Raw genomic sequence first — 21,358 nt, forward strand, 5'->3', positions numbered from 1 at the left:
ATGCCGGTACCAGCCCCCACAAGGGGCACGTTCCCGAGCAGGTCACCGGGCGGGTCCAGGCCCGTCCCCCGGAACTCCGAGGAGGAGTCCCCATGGAGATCATCGTCGCAGGCCGTCACACCGACATTCCCGAGCGCTTCCGCGAGCACGTCACCGACAAGCTCAGCAAGCTCGAGACCCTGGCCCCCCGGGCGCAGCGGATCGACGTCGAGGTGACGCACGAGCCGAACCCCCGGCAAGCCGCCGCCGCAGAGAAGGTGGAGCTGACCGTGATCGGCAAGGGGCCCGTGATCCGGGCCGAGGCATGCGCCGACGACCGGTACGGGGCTCTCGACCTCGCGATCGACAAGCTCGCCGAACGGCTCCGCCGGGCCAGGGACCGGACCAAGAACCACCGGCGGAACCGGGTGGAGCCGCCGCTGCCCGACACCGCCGACCTGACCCCGCAGCCGGAGCCGGAGCCGGAGGAGGTCGTCCGCACCGCCGACGGCGCGGTCGAGATCCAGCTCGGCGACTCCCCGGTGGTCATCCGGGAGAAGACGCACGCCGCCCGGCCGATGACGGTCGACGACGCGCTGTACGAGATGGAACTGGTCGGGCACGACTTCTTCCTGTTCGTCGACGCCGACACCGGGCAGCCGTCGGTGGCCTACCGCCGCCGGGGCTGGAGCTACGGCGTGATCAAGCTCGACGTGGACGGCGCCGTCGCCCCCACGGGTGAGCCGGTCGCGACCACCGCCTGATCCCACCGCCGCGCCCCAGGAGGCCGGTGGTCCGGTGCCGACTCCGGCACCCGGACCACCGGCCTCGCCCATGCGTGCCGCACCCCGTCCACCCCGGACCCGCCGGTCCCCATCCTGGCCCCAGTCCACGCCGGCCCCACCCGACCCCGGTTTCCAGGCCCCGTCCGTCCCGAACCGGCGCGCTCCGGCGCCGAGTTCGTGGCATCCGCGCCTAGGTCGTGAGCCCCGCGCACGACCTCGGCGCCGGACCCCCGCAGTCACGTCCCCCGCCCCAGTGACGCCCGGTGCCAGCTCACGCCGACCGCCCGGTCGTCTCCGCCGTCCGCTCACGACCGCCCGCGCACGCCGGGTGCACGGGCCGATCCTCATCCCTCATCCCGGCTCCCGGCTCCCGGCTCCCGGCTGCCCCGGACTCCCGGCCCTTCCGCCCTCCACCGGCGCACTCCGGCGCCGAGTTCGTGGCATCCGCTCCGACGTCGTGAGCCCCGCGCACGACCTCGGCGCCGGACCCCCGCAGTCACGCCCGCCGCCCCATGACGCCCGGTGCCAGCTCACGCCCGCTGCCCGACCTGCGCAGTCACGCCCGCCGCCCCGCTCACGCCCACCGCCCCGCGCACGCCCGGTACCCGGGCCGACCCCCAGGGCCGTTCCCGCTGCGGGGTCGCCGGGTGGATGTCGGAGCTGGCGGGCACGATGTCCCGGTGACCTCGACCACCGGCGCTCCGTCCCGCACCCGGGCCCGCACCCAGTCCGGCACCTCCCGTGGCCCGCTACGCCCGGTGGAGAGCCTGAGCCTGTCGCAGGCCCGGCGGATCGCGCTGCGCGCCCAGGGCCTGGACCGGCCCCGGCGGTCGCGCACCGGACCGGTGACCATGCGGCACTTCCAGCAGGTGATCGACCGGCTGGGCCTGCTGCAGATCGATTCGGTGAACGTGCTCGCCCGGGCGCACCTGATGCCGGTGTTCTCCCGGCTCGGGCCCTATGACACCGCCCTGATCGACCGGGCGTCCGGCCGGGCACCGCGCCGGCTGGTGGAGACCTGGGCGCACGAGGCGTCCTACGTGCCGCCGGAGACCTACGCGCTGCTCGGCTGGCGGCGCCGGGCGTACCAGCAGTACGCCTGGGGGTCGATCCGGGACGTGCCGTTGCGGCACTCGCCGCTGGTCGGGGAGATTCTGGCGATGATCGCCGCCGAGGGGCCGATGACCGCCCGGGAGGTGCACCTGCGGGTCGAGGGCGAGGGGCCGCGGGAACGGGACCAGTGGGGGTGGAACTGGACCGCCGCCAAACACGTCCTGGAGTACCTGTTCTTCACCGGGCAGGTGACCGCCGCCCGGCGCAACGCCCAGTTCGAGCGCTGCTACGACCTCACCGAGCGGGTGCTGCCGCCACAGGTGCTCGCGGCGCCGGAGCCGGAGGACGCCGAGGCGATCCGGCGGCTGGTGGCGATCGCGGCCCGTGCGCACGGGGTGGCGACCGAGCGCTGTCTGCTGGACTACTTCCGGATCAAGGGCGCCGACGGTCATCGCGCGGTCACCGAGCTGGTGGAAGCGGGTGAGCTGGTCCCGGTCGCCGTCGAGGGCTGGGACCGGCCGGTGCTGCTGCACGCCGAGGCCGAGCTGCCCCGCCGGGCCACCGGTCGCGCGCTGCTGAGCCCGTTCGACCCGCTGGTCTTCGAGCGTCGCCGGCTGGAGGAACTGTTCGGCCTGCGCTACCGGATCGAGATCTACGTCCCGGAGGCCAAGCGGGTGCACGGGTACTACGTGCTGCCCTTCCTGCACGGCGAGCGCCCGGCCGCCCTGGTCGACCTCAAGGCGGACCGGTCGGCCGGCGTCCTGCGGGTGCTGGCCGCCCATCCCACGCCGCCCGGGTCCGGCCGCGGCACGCCAGACGCCGGGGAGCTGGTCGCCGATCTCGCCGCCGAACTCGCCCTGATGGCGTCGTGGCTGGGCCTGGACCGGGTCGAGGTCGCCGAGCCCGCACGCGGTGACCTGGCCCCGCGGCTGGCGGCCATGCTCCCGCGACGCTGAGAGCGAACACACTCTCCGGGGCCGGTTGGGTTGCTGCTGGCCGAGGGCCCTCACCTACGATGGTGCGGGCTCGTCCGCGTCGGTCGGGCCGCACGGACGTCCCGGCACTGCAGGCACGGGGCGCGGAATCCGGGAGTGCTAGTGGCGATCCTCGATAAGGTCCTCCGACTCGGTGAGGGCCGCGTCCTCAAGAAGCTGTCGGGCATCGCCCAGCAGGTCAACGCCCTGGAGGACAGCTTCACCTCGCTCTCCGACGCCGAACTGCGCGAGGAGACCGACCGGTTCAAGGACCGCCTGTCGGACGGGGAGACCCTGGACGACCTGCTGCCCGAGGCGTTCGCCGTGGTGCGCGAGGCCTCCCGCCGGACGCTGGGCCAGCGGCACTTCGACGTGCAGCTGATGGGCGGGGCCGCCCTGCACCTGGGCAACATCGCCGAGATGAAGACCGGTGAGGGCAAGACCCTGGTCGCCACCGCACCGGCCTACCTCAACGCGCTGACCGGCAAGGGCGTGCACGTCGTCACGGTCAACGACTACCTGGCGAACTACCAGGCCGAGCTGATGGGCCGGGTGTACCGCTTCCTCGGCCTGACCACCGGCGTGGTGCTGACCGGGCAGAACCCGGCCGAGCGCCGGGTGCAGTACGCCGCGGACATCACCTACGGCACCAACAACGAGTTCGGCTTCGACTTCCTGCGCGACAACATGGCGTGGAGCGTGGACGAGCTGGTCCAGCGCGGGCACCACTTCGCGATCGTGGACGAGGTCGACTCGATCCTGATCGACGAGGCCCGGACCCCGCTGATCATCTCCGGCCCGGCCTCCGGCGACGCGAACCGCTGGTACGCCGAGTTCGCCAAGGCCGTCCGCCGCCTGCAGCCGGACCGCGACTACGAGGTGGACGAGAAGAAGCGCACCGTCGGTGTCCTGGAGCCGGGCATCGAGCGGATCGAGGACTACCTCGGGATCGACAACCTCTACGAGTCGCTGAACACCCCGCTGATCGGGTTCCTGAACAACGCGATCAAGGCCAAGGAGCTGTTCAAGCGGGACAAGGACTACATCGTCGACAAGGGCGAGGTCCTGATCGTCGACGAGCACACCGGCCGTGTGCTGCCCGGCCGCCGCTACAACGAGGGCATGCACCAGGCGATCGAGGCCAAGGAGGGCGTGGCGATCAAGGCCGAGAACCAGACCCTCGCCACGATCACCCTGCAGAACTACTTCCGGCTGTACGACAAGCTGTCCGGGATGACCGGTACCGCCGAGACCGAGGCGGCCGAGTTCCAGGGCACCTACAAGCTCGGCGTGGTCCCGATCCCGACCAACCGGGACATGCAGCGCGTCGACCAGGCCGACCTGGTGTACAAGACCGAGGACGGCAAGTTCGACGCCGTGGTCGCCGACATCGTCGAGCGGCACGCCGCCGGCCAGCCGGTGCTGGTCGGCACCACCTCGGTGGAGAAGAGCGAGCTGCTGTCCCGCAAGCTGCGCAAGGCCGGCGTCCCGCACGAGGTGCTGAACGCCAAGCAGCACGCCCGTGAGGCCTCGATCGTCGCGCAGGCCGGCCGCAAGGGCGCGGTCACGGTCGCCACCAACATGGCCGGCCGTGGCACGGACATCATGCTCGGCGGCAACGCCGAGTTCATGGCGGTCGCCGCGATGGCCGAGAAGGGCCTGGACGCCGCCGAGAACCCGGAGGAGTACGAGGCAGCCTGGCCGGCGGTGCTGGAGGCCGCCAAGGAGTCGGTGGCCGCGGAGCACGACGAGGTCAAGGAGCTCGGCGGTCTGTACGTGCTGGGCACCGAGCGGCACGAGTCCCGCCGGATCGACAACCAGCTGCGCGGTCGGTCCGGCCGTCAGGGCGACCCGGGCGAGTCCCGGTTCTACCTGTCGCTGCAGGACGACCTGATGCGGCTGTTCAACTCCGGCATGGCCGAGTCGATGATGACCCGCGCCGGTTTCCCGGACGACCTGCCGCTGGAGTCGAAGATCGTCACCCGCGGGATCCGCTCCGCGCAGTCGCAGGTGGAGTCCCGCAACTTCGAGATCCGCAAGAACGTGCTCAAGTACGACGACGTGCTGTCCCGGCAGCGCGAGGTCATCTACGAGCAGCGCCGCCGCGTCCTGGAGGGCGAGGACCTGCAGGAGCAGGTGCAGCACTTCATCGAGGACGTGATCACCGACTACGTCACCGACGCGACCGGCGAGGGCCACCCCGAGGACTGGGACCTGGAGGCGCTGTGGGCGGCGTTGAAGGCGGTCTACCCGGTGTCGATCGAGGTGGACGAGGTCGTCGAGTCGGTGGGCGGCATCGGCCGGCTCACCACCGAGACCCTGACCGCGGAGCTGCTGTCCGACGCCCGGATCGCCTACGACGAGCGCGAGGCCCAGCTCGGCGAGCAGAACATGCGCCAGCTCGAGCGCCGGGTGATCCTCTCCGTGCTGGACCGCAAGTGGCGTGAGCACCTGTACGAGATGGACTACCTCAAGGAGGGCATCGGCCTGCGGGCGATGGCCCAGCGTGACCCGCTGGTCGAGTACCAGCGCGAGGGGTACCAGCTGTTCCAGGCGATGACCGACGGGATCAAGGACGAGGCGGTCGGCTTCCTGTTCAACCTGGAGGTCAAGGTCGCCGAGCCCGGCGCCGAGGGTGCGGACGCCGCGCCCGCGGTGGGTGCCCAGGCGGCGCTCGACGCCCCCAAGCTGGTCGCCAAGGGCATCGACGGCCCGGAGCGCCGGGTGCCGCTGCAGTACTCGGCGCCCAGTGTCGACGGCGACTCCGGTGCCACGGTCACCGGTGGCGGCCGCCGCGCAGCCGGGGGACCGGCGGTCCGTGCCACCCAGGCGGAGGGCTCTGCGCCCACCGGTGGCGCCCCCGCCGCCGACGCCGGCAACCGGGAGGCCCGCCGCAAGGCCGCCAAGCAGCAGCGCCGCCGCGGCTGACCACGCACGTCCACGACGGCCGGTGTCCCACCCGGGGCGCCGGCCGTCGTCGCGTCCGGTCACGCGGTCAGCCCGCCACGGTCCAGCCCGGCACCGGTCAGCCCACCACCAGCGCCTCGGCCCGCCACACGCCGCGGACCTCCACCAACCGGATCGCCACCGCCCGGAACCGTCCCGCGTGCTGCAGCACCACCGACGACTCCACGATCCGGTCGTCGATCCGCATCGCCCGCACCCGCTGCACCACCGGCCGCGGCCGGCCGGCCACGGTCCGGGCGAGCAGCGGCTCCGGGCCCGGCCCCGCATCACCCAATCGCCGGCGCTGCTCCAGCGCGTCGTAGATCGCCGGGCTCACCCACCGGGACAGCTGCGCCAGCGGCCGGCTGCCGCCGATCACCTCCAGCGCCGCGGTCGCCAGCATGCAGCAGGTCAGCCGCGGGTCCATCCGGCTGGGCGGCCCGCCCTCGCCGCGCAGGACACCCAGCGGCTCCGGCTGCCGTGGCAGCCGGTGCCGGTAGACCGGCATCGCCCCGCCGCCCAGCCGCTCCACCCGTGGCGTCAGCTCGGCCCCCGGCTCCGGCCGCACCACCCGGGGCGCCCGCGGCGGCGGGGTACGCCGTGGCTCGACCCGGATCATCGGCAGCTCCGACCGGGCCGCAGGCGGAGGAACCCGGGGCAGGCGGAGCTCGATGGTGACCGGCGGCGCCGGCGCACCACCGGCCCGCGGGGTCGGGAGGCCCGGTGCCGCGGGGGAGTCCTCGGCGCCCGGGTCGGCGGCCGCGGTCCTGGCCGTCACGGGGGCGTCGGATCCGCTCTCGCCCGGGGCGTCAGGGTCGCTGAGGTCCGGGTTGGCGTCCACGTCGTCGCAGCCCTCGTGGTCGGGCCCGCCGCCGGGCCCGTGCGCGTCGTCGCGGGGGCGCTCCGGCTGCGACCGGTCGCCACCCGGTTCGTCGGCAGGTCGCTCGCCGCGGGTTCCACTGCCGACGGACGTGGACGCGCGCTCGCCGTCCGGCTTCGGCTCGGGCTGCTCGCCCGCCGGTTCATCGCCGCGAGCGTCGTGGCACACCACCACGTCAGTCTCCGGTGCCCCCACCGTCCGGCCCCGGTTCCCCTGGCCGGACGCCCCCACTGCATGCTTCATGATGACTTCCTCTCGGTTCGTGATCCGTGCTGTCGTGTCTGCGGAGGGCCCGGCCGGTCCCGTCGCACCGTTCGCTCGGGCGTCCCGGGCCCCCGCGTGCTCCTGTGCCCCGCGGTCGGTCCATCGCGCGCGCACCAGCCACGCTGAGCCTGCGCGCGCCACCCACGCGCGGCCCGCGTGCCCCACCCACGCCCGGCCGGCATCCGGCCCTCTGCCGCCCCTGTCACCGACATCCCCACCCCCTGTCCCCGCGCGCCGGCGGGGACAGGGGTTCTACCGCTGGTCAGCCCGGTTGCGTCGCTCGGCGGACCGGACATGAGGGGAGCCCGGGAGTCAGCTGAGTGAGTGGTGCCGCATATCGGCGGTTTCGGCGGGGTGGCGACGGAGGCGTTGAGTGCACGGCAGACTGTGCGCTGTGCGCCTCTACCTTCCTGCCACCCTGGACGATCTCCGCGACGGCGTCCTCCACCTCGACGTGCCCCGCCGGGCCCACGCGGTCACCCCTGCGCTGACCGCGCTGCTGCCGGACGAGGACGAGGAGGGGGTCGAGTTCGCCGCGCAGCTGATGGCGGCGGACGACGCGCTGGTGCTGCTCGCCGGGACCCCGTCGGCGCCGCCGCTGCGGCTGGTGGTGACGGTGGAGGTCGCCGACGATCTGGTCGACGACGCTCCGGCGGGCGAGGACGAGCCGGTCAGCCTGGTGACGCTCACCGGCGCCCCGGCCGCGGACGAGGTGGTCTGCGTGCACGTGGACGAACCCGAGGCGGCGGTGCAGGTCGCCCGGGCGCTGGACGGCGACGACGCGGCGCTGGAGGACCTGGCCGAGCGCGATCTGCTCTGGTACGACGTGACCGAACTGGGCCGTATCCCGCGCTGAGCGGCCCTCGCGCCACCGGGGCCCAGGTAGGTTGACCGCATGACCCGGTACGACGACGACCTCCGCCTCGCCCACGTGATCGCCGATCAGGTGGACGCGCTGACCATGTCGCGGTTCAAGGCGCAGGATCTGGTGGTCGAGACCAAGCCGGATCTGACCCCGGTGTCCGATGCGGACCGCGCAGCCGAGGAGCTGGTCCGCTCGCAGCTGTCCCGGACCCGTCCGCGGGACGCGGTGCACGGCGAGGAACTGCCGGACACCGGGCACGGCCCCCGGGTGTGGGTGGTGGACCCGATCGACGGGACCAAGAACTTCGTGCGCGGCGTGCCGGTGTGGGCGACGCTGATCTCGCTGATGGACGGCGACCGGGTGGTGGTGGGGCTGGTCAGTGCCCCGGCGCTGAACCGGCGGTGGTGGGCGGCCACCGGGTCGGGTGCCTGGACCGGGCGGTCACTGGCCTCGGCGTCCCGGATGCAGGTGTCCCAGGTGCGGCGGCTGCAGGATGCCTCGCTGTCCTACTCCAGCCTGACCGGGTGGGAGGAGACCGGCCGGCTGGACGGCTTCCTCGGCCTGACCCGGCAGGTGTGGCGGACCCGGGCCTACGGCGACTTCTGGTCGCACGTGCTGGTGGCGGAGGGGGCGGTCGACCTGTCCTGCGAGCCGGAGCTGGCGCTGCACGACATGGCGGCGCTGGTGCCGATCGTGACCGAGGCCGGCGGGCGGTTCACCTCGATCTCCGGCCAGGACGGACCGTTCGGCGGGTCGGCGCTGGTGTCGAACGGCCACCTGCACAATGCCGCCCTGCAGTTGATCGACCCGCTGGACCCGGAGCCGCACCCGGTGTGACCGGTCAGGCGTCGGCGGTGCGGCTGACCAGCAGCCGGCGGAACGAGTCGACCCGGTCCGCCCGGGACCGGCGCAGCTCGGTGCCCTCCCCGGCCTCGGCGACCCAGTCGTCCAGCGCGCAGTCCGGGCTGTCGGCCAGGTGGGTGCAGCCGCGCGGGCACTCGGCGGCGACCTCGGCCAGGTCGGCGAACGCCCCGATCAACCGGTCGGGATCGACGTGGGCCAGCCCGAACGACCGGACACCGGGGGTGTCGATCACCCAGGTGCCGGGTGCCGCGCCGGGCACCCGGAGCGCCACCGCGCTGGTGGAGGTGTGCCGGCCGCGGCCGGTGACGTCGTTGACCCGCCCGGTGGCACGCTGCGCATCCGGGACCAGGGCGTTGACCAGGGTGGACTTGCCGACCCCGGAGTGCCCGACCAGCACCGAGGTGCGGCCGTCGAGGGCGGCGGTCAGCTCGTCCAGGCCGTCGATCCGCCCGTCGTCGACCCGGGTGACCACCACCCGGACCCCGATCGGCTCGTACAGCTCGCGCAGCGGCGCCGGGTCGGCCAGGTCGGCCTTGGTGAGCGCCAGCAGGGCGTCCATCCCGGCGTCGTAGGCAGCGACCACACAGCGGTCGATCATCCGGGTGCGCGGTTCGGGGTCGGCCAGGGCGGTGACGATCACCAGCTGGTCGGCATTGGCGACGATCACCCGCTCGTAGGGGTCGGTGTCGTCGGCGGTGCGGCGCAGCACGGTGCTGCGCTCGACGATCCGGACGATCCGGGACAGCGAGCCCTCGGCGCCGGAGGTGTCGCCGACCAGGTCCACCCGGTCGCCGGGCACCACCCGCTCCCGGCCCAGTTCGCGGGCCTTCATCGCGATCGCGGGCCGCTCGCCGGGGCCGTCCGGGTCGACCAGCACGGTGTAGCGGCCACGGTCGACGCCGGTGACCAGGGCGCGGTCGGCGTCGGCGTGCTCGGGCCGGGTCTTGGTGCGGGGCCGTGATCCGCGCCGGCTCGGCCGGACCCGGATGTCGCGCTCGTCGAAGTCGCGGCGGGGCATCGCGGTCAGCTCCGGACCAGCATGGCGTCCCACAGCCCGGTGAAGTCCGGGATCGTCTTGCTGGTGGTGGCGATGTCCTCGACCTGCACGCCGGGCACCACCAGCCCGATCAGTGCGCCGAAGGTCGCCATCCGGTGGTCGGCGTAGGACCGCACCACGGCGGCGTACAGCGGTGCCGGGTCGATGATCAGCCCGTCCGCGGTCTCCTGCGCCCGACCGCCCAGCCGGGTGATCTCGGTACGCAGTGCGGCCAGCCGGTCGGTCTCGTGCCCGCGCAGGTGGGCGATGCCGCGCAGCACGGTCCGGCCCTCGGCCAGCGCGGCGACGGCGGCGATGGTGGGGGCGATCTCCCCGGCGGCGCTCAGGTCCAGGTCCAGGCCCACCGGGCGGCCGTTGCCGGTCACGCTCAGCACGTCGCCGTCCAGGACGCAGGTGGCGCCCATCCGCTCCAGGATGCCGGGCAGCAGGCCACCGGGCTGGGTGGTGCGGGCCGGCCAGCCGGGCACCCGCACGGTGCCGCCGGCGACCACTGCGGCGCACAGGAAGGGTGCGGCATTGGACAGGTCGGGCTCGACCCGGACGTCCCGGGCGGCGATCGGCCCGGGGGAGACCCGCCAGGTGCCGGGCCGGCTGTCGTCGACCTCCACCCCGGCGTCCCGGAGCGTGGCCACCGTCATCTCGATGTGCGGCAGGCTGGGCAGCGTGGCACCCACGTGCCGGACGGTCAGCCCGGCCGGGAACCGCGCGCCGGCCAGCAGCAGCCCCGACACGAACTGCGAGGACCCGGAGGCATCCACCTCGACCTCGCCGCCCCGGACCCGCTCGCCGCCGCGCACCCGGAACGGCAGGAACCCGGGCTCACCCTCCTCGACCACCTCGGCACCCAGATCGCGCAGCGCGGTCAGCACCGGCCCCATCGGCCGCACCCGGGCGCCCGGATCGCCGTCGAAGCGCACCGGCTCCTCGGCCAGCGCGGCGACCGGCGGCAGGAACCGCATCACCGTGCCGGCCAGCCCGCAGTCGATGTCGGTGCCGCCGCGGACCGGGCCGGGGGTGACCAGCCAGTCGCCGGGACGCTCCGGGTCGTCCGCCACCCCGATACCGAGCCCGCGCAGCGCCTGCGCCATCAGCAGGCTGTCCCGCGACCGCAGCGGCGACCGCAGCCGCCCCGGGCCGTCGGCCAGCGCGGCGAGCACCAGGTAGCGGTTGGTCAGCGACTTGGAACCGGGGACCTCCACGGTGGCGTCCAGCGGGCGGTCGGCCTGCGGGGCGGACCACAACGGCAGCGTGCCGTCGTAGCCGTGGGACGCGAGGGTGTCGGTGCCGGTCATGGGTCCCAGGCTATCGGCCGGTGCCGCGCGCCCGGCGGCCGGTCTCAGTCGCGGCGCAGCGCCTCGCGGGCCTGCTCGGTGGTGCGGGCGGCGGCCCGGACCGCCTTGGCGTGCTCGACCCGCCACCGGACGCTCGGCTTGCCGTGGGTGTCGGCAGCCACGATCAGCGCCCCGCCGGTCAGGGCCAGCGGACGCAGCAGCCGCTGACGGCGCTCCCGCTTCGGCCCGCGGTGCTGCTTGTCCACGGCCAGCTCGGCCAGTGCCAGCGGCAGGGTCAGCAGGGCGAGGGCGGCGCCGGCCAACCGCGGGACCTTGCCGATCGCCAGCAGTCCACCGGCCACCGCGGTGGCGGCGCCGTGCGCCCGGACCACCGTCTTCAGCGTGTCGTCGTCCAGGTCGACGTCGGCCGGGATCGTGCCGTCCAGCCGGTCGAGCGCGGTGCGGGCGGTGGCGACGTGACCCTCGGGGTGCCGCAGGGCGTCGACGCCCTCGGCGACGAACCAGGATGCGAACAGCGGGCGGGCGATCCGGCGCAACAGCATGGGTCCTCCTCGACTCGACGTCCCCGGCGGGCCGTCCAGGATCCCACGCTAGTCCGGGAATGCACCGGCGTGCCCGTCGTGTTGTGCCCGGCATGATGACGACGACCCTGGAGCGGCCTCCGGTGCTCACGAGCACCCGGACGCGACTAGGCTCGGCCCCGATGAGCGAGGACACCACACGCGCCCCCGAGTCGGAGGACCAGGCAGCGCGCAGCGAGCGGTTCGAAGCCGAGGCTCTGGTCTACCTGGACCAGTTGTACGGCGCCGCCCTGCGCATGACCCGGAACCCCTCGGATGCCGAGGACCTGGTCCAGGAGACGTTCGCGAAGGCCTTCGCCGCCTTCCACCAGTACCGGCCGGGCACCAACCTCAAGGCCTGGCTGTACCGGATCCTGACCAACACCTTCATCAACTCGTACCGCAAGAAGCAGCGTGAACCGCAGCAGTCGCAGGCGGACGACATCGAGGACTGGCAGATCGCCCGGGCCGCGTCGCACACCTCCGCCGGCCTGCGGTCGGCCGAGGCCGAGGCGCTCGACCACCTGCCGGACTCGGATGTGAAGGACGCGCTCGCGCGGTTGCCGGAGGACTTCCGGATGGCGGTGTACCTCGCCGATGTCGAGGGCTTCGCCTACAAGGAGATCGCGGAGATCATGGGAACGCCGATCGGGACGGTGATGTCCCGCCTGCACCGCGGTCGCGGCCAGTTGCGCGAGATGCTCGCCGACTACGCCCGCGACCGGGGGCTGGTCGGCGCCGAGGACGAGGCGCCGGAGGCCGGCGTGGCGGGTTCGAGGAGGGGACGATGAGCGGCGAGGACGCGGCGAAGGAAGCCGGGGCCTGCGGCGGACCGGACTGCGAGGAGAAGGTGGACCGGCTGTTCGCCTTCCTCGACCACGAGCTGGCGACCGCCGACGAGGCCGAGGTGCGCGCCCACATCGAGGAGTGCCGGCCCTGCCTGGACGAAGTGACCGTCGACCAGGTGCTCAAGAACCTGGTCCGGCGCTGCTGCCAGGAGGAGGCGCCGGTGGACCTGCGGGTCCGGATCCGGGCGCAGCTGACCACCCTGCGGGTCGAGACCACCCGCTGACCGACGACGAAGGGCCCGGTGCGATCCGCACCGGGCCCTCGTACGTTGGGTGGCAGCGCTCAGGCGTTGGGGCGCTTGCCGTGGTTGGCGGAGCTCCCCGCACGGGAACGACGCTTGCGACCACGCTTGCTCATCGGAATCTCCTTGGCTCCTGGCGCTGATGCGCCGGTTGTCACCCGCCATCGTCCCACATCCCGGGCGGGCTGACGTCACCGGGCTCATCCCCGGGCTCATCCCCTGGCCCGGGGCGGCCGATAGGAACGGTGTGAGCGAACAGCCCCAGTCCGTCGTCCCCCTGTTGCACGCCCTGGTCCAGGCCGGTGGCTCCGACCTGCACGTGAAGGTCGGCTCCGAGCCCCGGGTCCGGGTGGACGGCCGGTTGCGCCGCCTGCAGGTGCCGTCGCTGAGTCCCAAGGACACCGCCTTCATGCTGGAGGAGGTGCTGCCGGACGAGCTGATGCCGGTGTTCGCCGAGCACCACGAGGCCGACTTCGCGTTCTCGCTGTCCGGGGTGGGCCGGTTCCGGGTGAACGCCTACCAGGCGCGGGGGACGTTCGGGATGGTGTTCCGGCTGGTCGGGGTCGGGGCGCAGTCGCTGCAGGAGCTCGGGCTGCCGGAGATCGTCGGCGAGCTCGCCCTGGAACCGCGCGGCCTGGTGCTGGTGACCGGCCCGACCGGTTCGGGCAAGACGACCACGCTGGCCTCGATGATCGACCTGATCAACACCGTGCGTGAGGCGAACATCGTCACGATCGAGGACCCGATCGAGGTGCTGCACCCGGACAAGCGGAGCATCGTCTCCCAGCGAGAGATCCGGCAGGACACCGCCGACTTCACGGTCGCCCTGCGCGCCGCCATGCGCCAGGACCCGGACGTGATCCTGGTCGGGGAGATGCGCGACGTGGAGACCGTGCGCGCCGCGCTGTCGGCCGCCGAGACCGGGCACCTGGTGCTGAGTACGCTGCACACCATCGACGCCGCCGAGTCGGTGAACCGGATCGTTGACTTCTTCCCGCCGCACGAGCAGCAGCAGATCCGGGTGGCGCTGTCGCAGTCGCTGCGCGGGATCGTGTCCCAGCGGCTGGCCCGCCGGGCGGACGGCGGGGGCCGGACCGCCGTGATCGAGGTGCTGGTCAACACCGGCCGCACCGCCGAGGCGATCGTCGACCCGGCGAGCACCGAGCCGCTGGCCGACCTGATCCGGGCGGGGGAGTACTACCAGATGCAGACCTTCGACCAGCACCTGGTGCAGCTGTTCGCCGCCGGGGTGGTCGACTACGAGGAAGCCTGTGCGATCGCGTCGAACCCGCAGGACCTGACCGTCGAGCTGCGCGCCGCCGGTCTGATCGCCTGACGGTCGCCCCACCCCCGCACTCCTGGGCGTCGTCGGGGCTTGCCTCGCGTAGTAACGCGATATAACGTGTCTGCGAACAGACGCGATATAACGTGATGGGAGAGCGAGATGGCAACCGAGTCGTGGGTGGTCTCCGGGCCGCAGGTGATCGAGGTGGAGGACGTGCACTCGCTGCGCGTCCGGGTGTCCGGCGGCCGGGTGGACGTGGTGGCCCACGACGACCCGGCGCGGACCGACGTCCGGCTGGAGGTGCACTCCGTCAGCGGGTACCCGCTGGAGGTGACCTACGCCGACGGTGCGCTCTGGGTGGGGGTCCGGGACGGTGACGGCCTGGACGGCTTCCTGAACCGGGTCACCGGCGGGTTCCGGCGGGACCGGGTCGACGTGCATCTGGCGGTGCCCCGCGCGGTGGTGGCGTCGGTGTCCAGCATCGAGGGGGAGCTGCTGCTGGCCGGGGTGGAGCAGGACTCGTCGCTGACCAGCGTCTCCGGCGCGATCGTCACCGACAGCACCCGCGGTGCCCTCAAGGTGCGCAGCGTCTCCGGCGACATCGTGGTCCGCGAGCACACCGGCGATCTGGGCTTGAACAACGTCTCCGGTGCCCTGACCGCCAGCGGCGAGCTCACCCGGGTGCACGTGAACACGGTCTCCGGCGAGGTCGCGGTCGACACCCGCTCGTCCTCGTCGATGTGCCAGGTGAAGTCGGTCTCCGGCGATGTCACCGTGCGGCTGCCGGCCGGGCACGGGGTCAATGTCGAGGCGACCTCGGTCAGCGGGCGGGTGCTGGTGGACGGCGTCCAGCGCGGCGACCGGCTGCCCGGCCGGACCCAGGTCGATCTGCGGGACCCCGGCGCGACCTGCTTCGTCACCACCCGCTCGGTCTCCGGTGACCTCACCGTGGTCCGCGCGCAGCCGACGGAGTCCTGATGCCTCCGGTCTTCGCCCACGGGCAACTGCGCCTGTACCTGCTGGCGATGCTGGCCGAGGGGCCGCTGCACGGGTACCAGGTGATCACGGCGCTGTCCGAGCGGTTCGGCGGCACCTACCGGCCCAGTCCGGGCACCATCTACCCGCGACTGGCCCGGCTGGAGGAGGAAGGGCTGGTCCGGCGCACCGATCTCGGTCGCAAGGCGCAGTACGAGCTGACCGACGCCGGGCGGGCCGAGCTGGCCGCGCACGCCGACGAGCTGGCCGCGCTGGAACGCGATCTGGCCGAGACGGTGCGCTCCCTGGCGGCGCAGGTCCGGGCCGAGGTGACCGGGGCGATGGCCGGGGTCCGGGCCGAGCTGGCCGCCGCCGCACAGGAGGCACGCCTGAGTGCCCGGGGCCGCGCGCAGCAGGACGCCGACAGTGCCGCGGCCCAGCGCCGGCATCAGAAGCAGCTGAGGGTGGAGTGCGAGGCGGAGCTGAATCAGTTCCGCGAGCAGATGCGCGCGGTGCTGCGGACCGCCGAGGCGCAGGGCCGGCTGGGCACGCTCGGCGCGGACACCCTGCGGACCATGCTGAACGGCGCACTCAGTGCGGTCGAGGCGGCGCTGGGCCGCTGAGGCCTCAGCCCAGGTCCTCCGGCAGCCCGAGCCAGGTGTTCCAGTGCGAGTGCAGCACCAGCCACGCGATCAGGCCGTAGCCGGCCTGGCCGGGCAGCGACCCGTCGCCGGCGGCCAGGTCGGCCAGCCACTGCTCGTGATCGGCCAGCGGGTGGTAGGTGTCCACGTAGGGCACCCGGCGGCGGCCGGCGACGTCGGCGAATGCGGCGGACAGATCGGCCAGTGCGGTGCCGTCGATGCCGCCACCCGGCGGTGGGCCCACCACGAAGGCCGGCACCCGGCGCTGGTCGGCCGCGTCCAGGATGTTCGCCAGGTTGAGCCGGCTGCGGGCCAGCGACACCCCCTGGGCCAGGTCGGCGCGGCCCAGGGCGATCACCAGGCGGTTGTCGGCCTCGGGGGACAGGCGGCGGTCGACCTCCTGCTGCCAGCGGGCGGCCAGGTCGTTGGTGCTCTCGCCGGGGACGGCCAGGGTGAGCACGGTGGGCGGCTGTGGGGCGGTGGTGCGGGCGACCACCCGGCCCACCCATCCCAGCGCTCGCGGATCCCCGGCCCCGGCGGTCATCTCGTCGCCGATCACCAGGAGGCGCAGCGGCAGCTCGCCCACGTTCCCACCCTTCTGCCCGCGGAGGACCCGGTGTCCGCCGATCGGGTCAGTGTCTCAGGTGTGCCGGTTCGGGCGACTTCGACGCGCGGGCCGGGTGTCCTGCCAGGCCGGGTCGGCATGCTCGGTCCAGTCCTGGTGGGAGGCGGGTGGGCGGCGCTCGCCCAGGCCGTCGCGGCGGACCGCCAGCGCCAGCCGGATCAGCGTCCACAGGATCAGGACCGCGGTCAGGATCAACAGCGTCATGGCAGAAAGTCTTGACCTGACGCGATCCGGCCACGAGTGGCGGTGCTGCCGTGGTGCATCGATCTTCCGCCAGATCGATGGCAGACTGCCGTCATGCTGCAGCGCGTGGCGGCCATCGCGGCCCCGGGTGTCTCCCCGTTCGAGTTCGGTCTGGTCAGCGAGGTCTTCGGCATCGACCGGAGCGACACCGGAGGGCCGGCCTTCGACCTGGTGGTCTGCACCCCCGAGCCCGGCGACATCCCGATGAAGACCGGGCTCACCGTCCGGATCGACGCCGGCCTGGAGGCCACCGCGGACGCCGACCTGGTGGTGGCGCTTCCCTACGGCGACGACTACGCGCTGCCGGAGCCGATGCTGGCCGCACTGCGGGACGCCCGGGCCCGTGGTGCCTGGGTGATGAGCATCTGCTCCGGCGCCTTCGCCCTGGCACAGGCCGGGCTGCTGGACGGCCGCCGGTGCACCACGCACTGGCTGTACGCCGCCGACCTGGCCGCGCGCTTCCCGGCCGCCCGGGTCGATCCCGCCGTGCTGTACGTCGAGGACGACGGGGTGATCACCAGTGCCGGCACCGCCGCCGGGATCGACGCCTGCCTGCACCTGGTGCGGGCCGAGCGCGGTGCCCAGGCCGCCGCCGGGGTGGCGCGCCGGATGGTGGTGCCCCCGCACCGGGACGGCAACCAGCTGCAGTTCGTCGACACCCCGCTGCCCTGCGAGGCGGACACCCTGGCCCCGCTGCTCGGCTGGATGACCGAGCACCTGGCCGACGAGCTCAGCGTGCCGGAGCTGGCCGCCCGGGCGCTGATGAGCGAGCGGACCTTCGCCCGCCGGTTCCGGGCCGAGACCGGCACCACCCCCGCGGCCTGGCTGACCCGCCAGCGGCTGGTCCGGGCCCAGGAACTGCTGGAGCGCACCGGGGCCGGGGTGGACGAGATCGCCCGGTCCTGCGGCTTCGGCACCGCCGCCGTGCTCCGGCACCACTTCGCCCGGGTGCTGGACACCACCCCGCAGGCCTACCGGCGGCAGTTCGCTTGCACCGACGAGGCGGTCCGGGTGGCCTGAGCCGGCCTGAACCCCGGTACGCGACCGGGGCCGCCCGGTGGTGGTCTCCCACCCCGGACGGCCCCGGTCGACGGGCCCGGACTCAGCGCCGGAAGGCCTGCTCCAGCAGCCCCGCCTGTTCCGCCTGGTGCGCCTTCGCGGTGCCGGCCGCAGTGGCCGCGGAGGCCGGACGGCTGACCGCCCGGATCGGCGTCCCGACCAGCTGCGGCAGGGCGAGCGAGAGGTAGCCCCAGGCACCCTGGTTGCGCGGCTCGTCCTGGACCCACACCAGCTCGGCGCCGTCGAAGGGCGCGAGCGCGGCGCGGATCCCGTCGCCGTCCAGCGGGTAGAGCTGCTCGACCCGGACGATCGCGGTCCGGTCGTCCTGGTTCTGCTCCCGCCGGGCGACCAGGTCCCAGTAGACCTTGCCGGAGCACAGCAGCACCCGGTCGACCAGTTCGGCCCGCACCCGGTCGTCGCCGATCACCGGGCGGAAGGTGCCCGAGGTGAACTCCGAGACCGGCGAGGCCGCCGCCTTGAGCCGGAGCATCGACTTGGGGGTGAAGACCACCAGCGGGCGGCGGGGCCGGGCGTAGGCCTGGCGGCGCAGCAGGTGGAAGTACGAGGCCGGGGTGGTCGGCTGGGCGACCACCATGTTGCCCTCGGCGCACATCTGCAGGAACCGCTCGATCCGGCCGGAGGAGTGGTCCGGTCCCTGGCCCTCGTAGCCGTGCGGCAGCAGCAGGACCACGCTGGAGTGCTGGCCCCACTTCTGCTCCGCGGAGCTGATGAACTCGTCGATGATGGTCTGCGCGCCGTTGACGAAGTCGCCGAACTGCGCCTCCCACAGCACCAGCGCGTCCGGGCGCTCCACCGAGTACCCGTACTCGAAGCCGAGCGCCGCGAACTCCGACAGCGAGGAGTCGTAGACCCAGAACTTCGCCTGGTCGCCGGACAGGTACAGCAGCGGGGTCCACTCCGCACCGGTGTTCCGGTCGTGCAGCACCGCGTGCCGCTGGACGAAGGTGCCGCGCCGGGAGTCCTGGCCGGCCAGCCGGACCGGGGTGCCCTCGATCAGCAGCGACCCGAAGGCCAGCAGTTCGCCGTAGCCCCAGTCGATGCCGCCCTCGCGGGACATCTGCTCCCGCTTGGCCAGCAGCTGGGCCAGCTTCGGGTGCACGGTGAAGCCCTCGGGTGCCCGGACGTGGGCGGCGCCGATCCGCTCCAGCACCTTGGCCGGGACGGCGGTCTGCCAGCCGATGATCACGCCGGCGTCCTCGCGCTGGGACTCCGGGCGTTCCAGGCCGGCGACCGGTTCGGCGTCGGCGGGCGGCGGGGTCCAGCCGTCCTCCCGGGTCTCGGCGAACACCCGCTCGAGCTGGGCCTGGTAGTCCTGCAGGACGTGCTCGGCCTCCTCCAGGGTGATGTCCCCGCGCGCGACCAGCGCCTCGGTGTAGAGCTTGCGCACCGAGCGCTTGGCCTCGATCAGGTTGTACATCAGCGGCTGGGTCATCGACGGGTCGTCGCCCTCGTTGTGCCCGCGGCGGCGGTAGCAGACCAGGTCGATGATCACGTCCCGGTCGAACTGCTCGCGGTACTCGAAGGCCAGCTCGGCGGCACGGACACAGGCCTCCGGGTCGTCGCCGTTGACGTGCAGGATCGGCACCTGCAGGCCCTTGGCCACGTCGGTGGCGTACTGCGAGGACCGCGAGGACGACGGTCCGGTGGTGAAGCCGACCTGGTTGTTGATCACCACGTGCACGGTGCCGCCGGTGCGGTAACCGCGCAGCTGGGACAGGTTGAGGGTCTCGAAGACCACGCCCTGCCCGGCGAACGCCGCGTCGCCGTGGATCAGGATCGGCAGCACCGAGAACCCGTCGCCGCCCAGGTCGATCCGGTCCTGCTTGGCCCGGACGATGCCCTCCAGCACCGGGTCGACCGCCTCCAGGTGCGAGGGGTTGGCCGCCAGGTACACCCGGGTGGTCGCGCCGGACTCGGCGGTGAACTGACCCTCGGTGCCCAGGTGGTACTTCACGTCGCCGGAGCCCTGCACGGACTTCGGGTCCTGGTTGCCCTCGAACTCGCTGAAGATCTGGCCGTAGGACTTGCCGGCGATGTTGGCCAGCACGTTCAGCCGGCCGCGGTGCGCCATCCCGATCGCGACCTCGTCCAGCCCGCCCTCGGCCGCCCGGGACAGCACCGCGTCCAGCAGCGGGATCAGGGACTCGCCGCCCTCCAGGGAGAACCGCTTCTGCCCGACGTACTTGGTCTGCAGGAAGGTCTCGAAGGCCTCGGCGCCGTTCAGCCGCCGCAGGATCCGCAGCTGGTCCTCGCGCGGGGTGGGGGCGTAGCCGGACTCCAGCCGCTCCTGCAGCCACTTGCGCTGCCGCGGGTCCTGCAGGTGCATGTACTCGATGCCGGTGGTGCGGCAGTACGAGTCGCGCAGCAGGGCCAGCACCTGGCGCAGGGTGGCCCGGGGCTTGCCGGTGAAGCCGCCGGTGGGGAAGGACCGGTCCAGGTCCCACACGCTCAGCCCGTGGTTCTGGATGTCCAGGTCCGGGTGCTTGCGCAGCCGGTAGGCCAGCGGGTCGGTGTCCGCCATCAGGTGACCGCGGGAGCGGTAGGCGTGGATCAGCTCGGCGATCCGGGCCGGCTTGATCGCCTCGGCGTCCGGGTCGTGGCCGGCGTCGCGCACCCAGCGCATCGGCTCGTAGGGCACCCGCAGCGAGGTGAACACCCGGTCGTAGAAGCCGTCCTCGCCGAGCAGCTTGCGCGCCAGGATCCGCAGGAAGTCACCGGAGGCGGCGCCCTGGATGATCCGGTGGTCGTAGGTGCTGGTCACGGTGAGCACCTTGGAGACGCCCATCTTGTTCAGCTGCTCGTCGCTGGTCCCGGCGAACTCGGCCGGGTAGTCCATCGCGCCGACGCCGATGATCGCGCCCTGCCCGGTCATCAGCCGCGGCACCGAGTGCACGGTGCCGATGGTGCCGGGGTTGGTCAGCGAGATCGTGGTCCCGGCGAAGTCGTCGACACCGAGCTTGCCGCCCCGGGCGCGGCGGACCACGTCCTCGTAGGCGGACCAGAACTGGGCGAAGTCGAGCGTCTCGGCCTTCTTGATGCTGGGCACCAGGAGCTGGCGGGTGCCGTCCGGCTTGGCCAGGTCGATCGCCAGGCCGAGGTTGACGTGCGCCGGGCTCATCACGCCGGGCTTGCCGTCCACCAGGGTGTACGAGGCGTTCATCGACGGCATCTCGCCCACCGCCTCGACCAGTGCGAAGCCGATCAGATGGGTGAAGGAGACCTTGCCGCCGCGACCGCGGGCCAGGTGGTTGTTGATCACGATCCGGTTGTCGACCAGGAGCTTGGCCGGGATGGCCCGCACCGACGTGGCGGTGGGCACCTCCAGGCTGGCCTCCATGTTGGTGACCACCCGGGCGGCCGGGCCGCGGAGCTTGGTCACCTCCTCGGTGGGCTCCGGCTCGGGCTCCGGCTGGTCGGAGCGCGCCTGGGCGGCATAGGCCGCGGTGGCCGGCTGCGCGGTGGCGACCGGCGCGGTCGGCGGGTTCGGCACGTCCGCGGCCACCGCGCCCTGCCCGGGGGTGCCGGGGGAGGCGGTCTCCGGGTCGGCGGTGCGGGCCTGGGCCTGCGGGTGCTTGGCCGTCGGGGTGGCGGGCGCGGACATCTCGCGCTGCGGCGCCGGGACCGCGTCGGCCGGCCCGCCGGGTGGTGTGGTCCCGTTCTGTGGTGCGCCCGAGCTGGTGGCGTCCGGCGCCGCGGGCCGGTAGCCCTCGAAGAACTCCCACCACGCGGGATCGACCGCGGTCTTGTCCTGGAGGTACTGCTCGTACAGCTCGTCCACCAGCCACGCATTCGCGCCGAAATCGGCTCGGTTCACGTCTGGATCCGCCTGCTGGGACACGCGAGGATCGCCCACTTCCTCCGCGGTCGATCGGACCGCGTCATCGCCGGTACTGTCCGGGC

At 73.3% G+C, this 21,358-nt stretch carries 20 protein-coding genes; 11 read left to right on the plus strand and 9 right to left on the minus strand.

Annotation, left to right across the window (positions count from 1 at the left end; translation table 11 throughout):
- Positions 1-92: 92 nt before the first annotated feature.
- On the plus strand, positions 93-743 hold the full coding sequence (gene hpf, locus HGA03_RS07775) for a ribosome hibernation-promoting factor, HPF/YfiA family (RefSeq protein WP_168629688.1): 651 nt from the start codon (positions 93-95) through the stop codon (positions 741-743).
- A gap of 551 nt (positions 744-1,294) precedes the next feature.
- On the opposite strand, the gene HGA03_RS18830 is transcribed toward hpf, so the two are convergent.
- Positions 1,295-1,435 carry a hypothetical protein gene (locus HGA03_RS18830; RefSeq protein WP_239073502.1) on the minus strand — a complete coding sequence of 47 codons (141 nt, stop codon included), beginning with the start codon at positions 1,433-1,435 and terminating at the stop codon, positions 1,295-1,297.
- An 87-nt stretch (positions 1,436-1,522) separates the two neighbouring features.
- Between HGA03_RS18830 and HGA03_RS07780 the strand changes: the two genes are divergently transcribed.
- Both HGA03_RS07780 and secA read left to right on the plus strand, forming a co-directional pair.
- Positions 1,523-2,773, plus strand: coding sequence for a winged helix-turn-helix domain-containing protein (locus HGA03_RS07780; RefSeq protein ID WP_239073506.1), 1,251 nt, complete (start codon positions 1,523-1,525; stop codon positions 2,771-2,773).
- Between the two features lie 135 nt (positions 2,774-2,908).
- Positions 2,909-5,719 carry a preprotein translocase subunit SecA gene (secA, locus tag HGA03_RS07785; protein WP_168629690.1) on the plus strand — a complete coding sequence of 937 codons (2,811 nt, stop codon included), beginning with the start codon at positions 2,909-2,911 and terminating at the stop codon, positions 5,717-5,719.
- Between the two features lie 97 nt (positions 5,720-5,816).
- Here the strand turns inward: secA and HGA03_RS07790 are convergent, their stop codons facing one another.
- Positions 5,817-6,860 carry an Rv3235 family protein gene (locus HGA03_RS07790; protein ID WP_168629691.1) on the minus strand — a complete coding sequence of 348 codons (1,044 nt, stop codon included), beginning with the start codon at positions 6,858-6,860 and terminating at the stop codon, positions 5,817-5,819.
- A 415-nt stretch (positions 6,861-7,275) separates the two neighbouring features.
- Here HGA03_RS07790 and HGA03_RS07795 point away from each other — a divergent pair, with 415 nt between their 5' ends.
- Both HGA03_RS07795 and hisN read left to right on the plus strand, forming a co-directional pair.
- Positions 7,276-7,737 carry a DUF6912 family protein gene (locus HGA03_RS07795; RefSeq protein ID WP_168629692.1) on the plus strand — a complete coding sequence of 154 codons (462 nt, stop codon included), beginning with the start codon at positions 7,276-7,278 and terminating at the stop codon, positions 7,735-7,737.
- 39 nt (positions 7,738-7,776) lie between these two features.
- Entirely contained in the window at positions 7,777-8,583 is an 807-nt protein-coding gene (gene hisN / locus HGA03_RS07800; RefSeq protein WP_168629693.1) for a histidinol-phosphatase, read from the plus strand.
- 4 nt (positions 8,584-8,587) lie between these two features.
- Here the strand turns inward: hisN and rsgA are convergent, their stop codons facing one another.
- From rsgA to HGA03_RS07815, 3 genes are read right to left on the minus strand one after another with little or no spacing between them, the layout of a single operon-like run.
- Entirely contained in the window at positions 8,588-9,628 is a 1,041-nt protein-coding gene (gene rsgA, locus HGA03_RS07805) for a ribosome small subunit-dependent GTPase A (RefSeq protein ID WP_168629694.1), read from the minus strand.
- Positions 9,629-9,633: 5 nt separating this feature from the next.
- Complete coding sequence (gene aroA, locus HGA03_RS07810; protein ID WP_168629695.1) at positions 9,634-10,959, minus strand: 3-phosphoshikimate 1-carboxyvinyltransferase; 1,326 nt, start codon at positions 10,957-10,959, stop codon at positions 9,634-9,636.
- A 44-nt stretch (positions 10,960-11,003) separates the two neighbouring features.
- A complete protein-coding gene (locus tag HGA03_RS07815) occupies positions 11,004-11,501 on the minus strand; it encodes a DoxX family membrane protein (RefSeq protein WP_168629696.1) in 498 nt (165 codons plus the stop codon).
- Between the two features lie 92 nt (positions 11,502-11,593).
- Here HGA03_RS07815 and HGA03_RS07820 point away from each other — a divergent pair, with 92 nt between their 5' ends.
- On the plus strand, positions 11,594-12,310 hold the full coding sequence (locus HGA03_RS07820; protein ID WP_275407576.1) for a sigma-70 family RNA polymerase sigma factor: 717 nt from the start codon (positions 11,594-11,596) through the stop codon (positions 12,308-12,310).
- Positions 12,307-12,591, plus strand: a complete 285-nt coding sequence (gene rsrA / locus HGA03_RS07825) for a mycothiol system anti-sigma-R factor (protein WP_168629698.1) — start codon at positions 12,307-12,309, stop codon at positions 12,589-12,591. Before HGA03_RS07820 ends, rsrA begins: the two co-directional genes overlap by 4 nt.
- Before the next feature lie 59 nt (positions 12,592-12,650).
- Here the strand turns inward: rsrA and HGA03_RS19695 are convergent, their stop codons facing one another.
- Complete coding sequence (locus HGA03_RS19695) at positions 12,651-12,725, minus strand: 50S ribosomal protein bL37 (protein WP_123371254.1); 75 nt, start codon at positions 12,723-12,725, stop codon at positions 12,651-12,653.
- A 131-nt stretch (positions 12,726-12,856) separates the two neighbouring features.
- Between HGA03_RS19695 and HGA03_RS07830 the strand changes: the two genes are divergently transcribed.
- The 3 genes from HGA03_RS07830 (at position 12,857) to HGA03_RS07840 (ending at position 15,492) form a co-directional block, all read left to right on the plus strand.
- A complete protein-coding gene (locus HGA03_RS07830) occupies positions 12,857-13,945 on the plus strand; it encodes a type IV pilus twitching motility protein PilT (RefSeq protein WP_203767232.1) in 1,089 nt (362 codons plus the stop codon).
- Positions 13,946-14,053: 108 nt separating this feature from the next.
- Positions 14,054-14,872 (plus strand): DUF4097 family beta strand repeat-containing protein, encoded by an 819-nt coding sequence (locus tag HGA03_RS07835; protein ID WP_168629700.1) that lies wholly within the window; start codon positions 14,054-14,056, stop codon positions 14,870-14,872.
- The gene (locus tag HGA03_RS07840) at positions 14,872-15,492 is read left to right on the plus strand and encodes a PadR family transcriptional regulator (RefSeq protein WP_168629701.1); all 621 of its coding nucleotides are present in this window, start codon (positions 14,872-14,874) and stop codon (positions 15,490-15,492) included. Before HGA03_RS07835 ends, HGA03_RS07840 begins: the two co-directional genes overlap by 1 nt.
- A gap of 4 nt (positions 15,493-15,496) precedes the next feature.
- Here the strand turns inward: HGA03_RS07840 and HGA03_RS07845 are convergent, their stop codons facing one another.
- The gene (locus tag HGA03_RS07845) at positions 15,497-16,096 is read right to left on the minus strand and encodes a GDSL-type esterase/lipase family protein (RefSeq protein ID WP_239073501.1); all 600 of its coding nucleotides are present in this window, start codon (positions 16,094-16,096) and stop codon (positions 15,497-15,499) included.
- A 54-nt stretch (positions 16,097-16,150) separates the two neighbouring features.
- Entirely contained in the window at positions 16,151-16,339 is a 189-nt protein-coding gene (locus HGA03_RS07850) for a hypothetical protein (RefSeq protein WP_168629518.1), read from the minus strand.
- Between the two features lie 93 nt (positions 16,340-16,432).
- On the opposite strand from HGA03_RS07850, the gene HGA03_RS07855 reads away from it, so the two are divergent.
- A complete protein-coding gene (locus HGA03_RS07855; protein ID WP_168629702.1) occupies positions 16,433-17,398 on the plus strand; it encodes a helix-turn-helix domain-containing protein in 966 nt (321 codons plus the stop codon).
- Between the two features lie 82 nt (positions 17,399-17,480).
- On the opposite strand, the gene HGA03_RS07860 is transcribed toward HGA03_RS07855, so the two are convergent.
- Positions 17,481-21,272: a multifunctional oxoglutarate decarboxylase/oxoglutarate dehydrogenase thiamine pyrophosphate-binding subunit/dihydrolipoyllysine-residue succinyltransferase subunit gene (locus HGA03_RS07860; RefSeq protein WP_373307656.1), complete on the minus strand. Its 3,792-nt coding sequence runs from the start codon at positions 21,270-21,272 to the stop codon at positions 17,481-17,483.
- Positions 21,273-21,358: the final 86 nt, after the last annotated feature.

Origin of the sequence: Cellulomonas denverensis (assembly GCF_012396125.1) — a bacterium.
GTDB classification, from domain to species: Bacteria; Actinomycetota; Actinomycetes; order Actinomycetales; family Cellulomonadaceae; genus Cellulomonas; species Cellulomonas denverensis.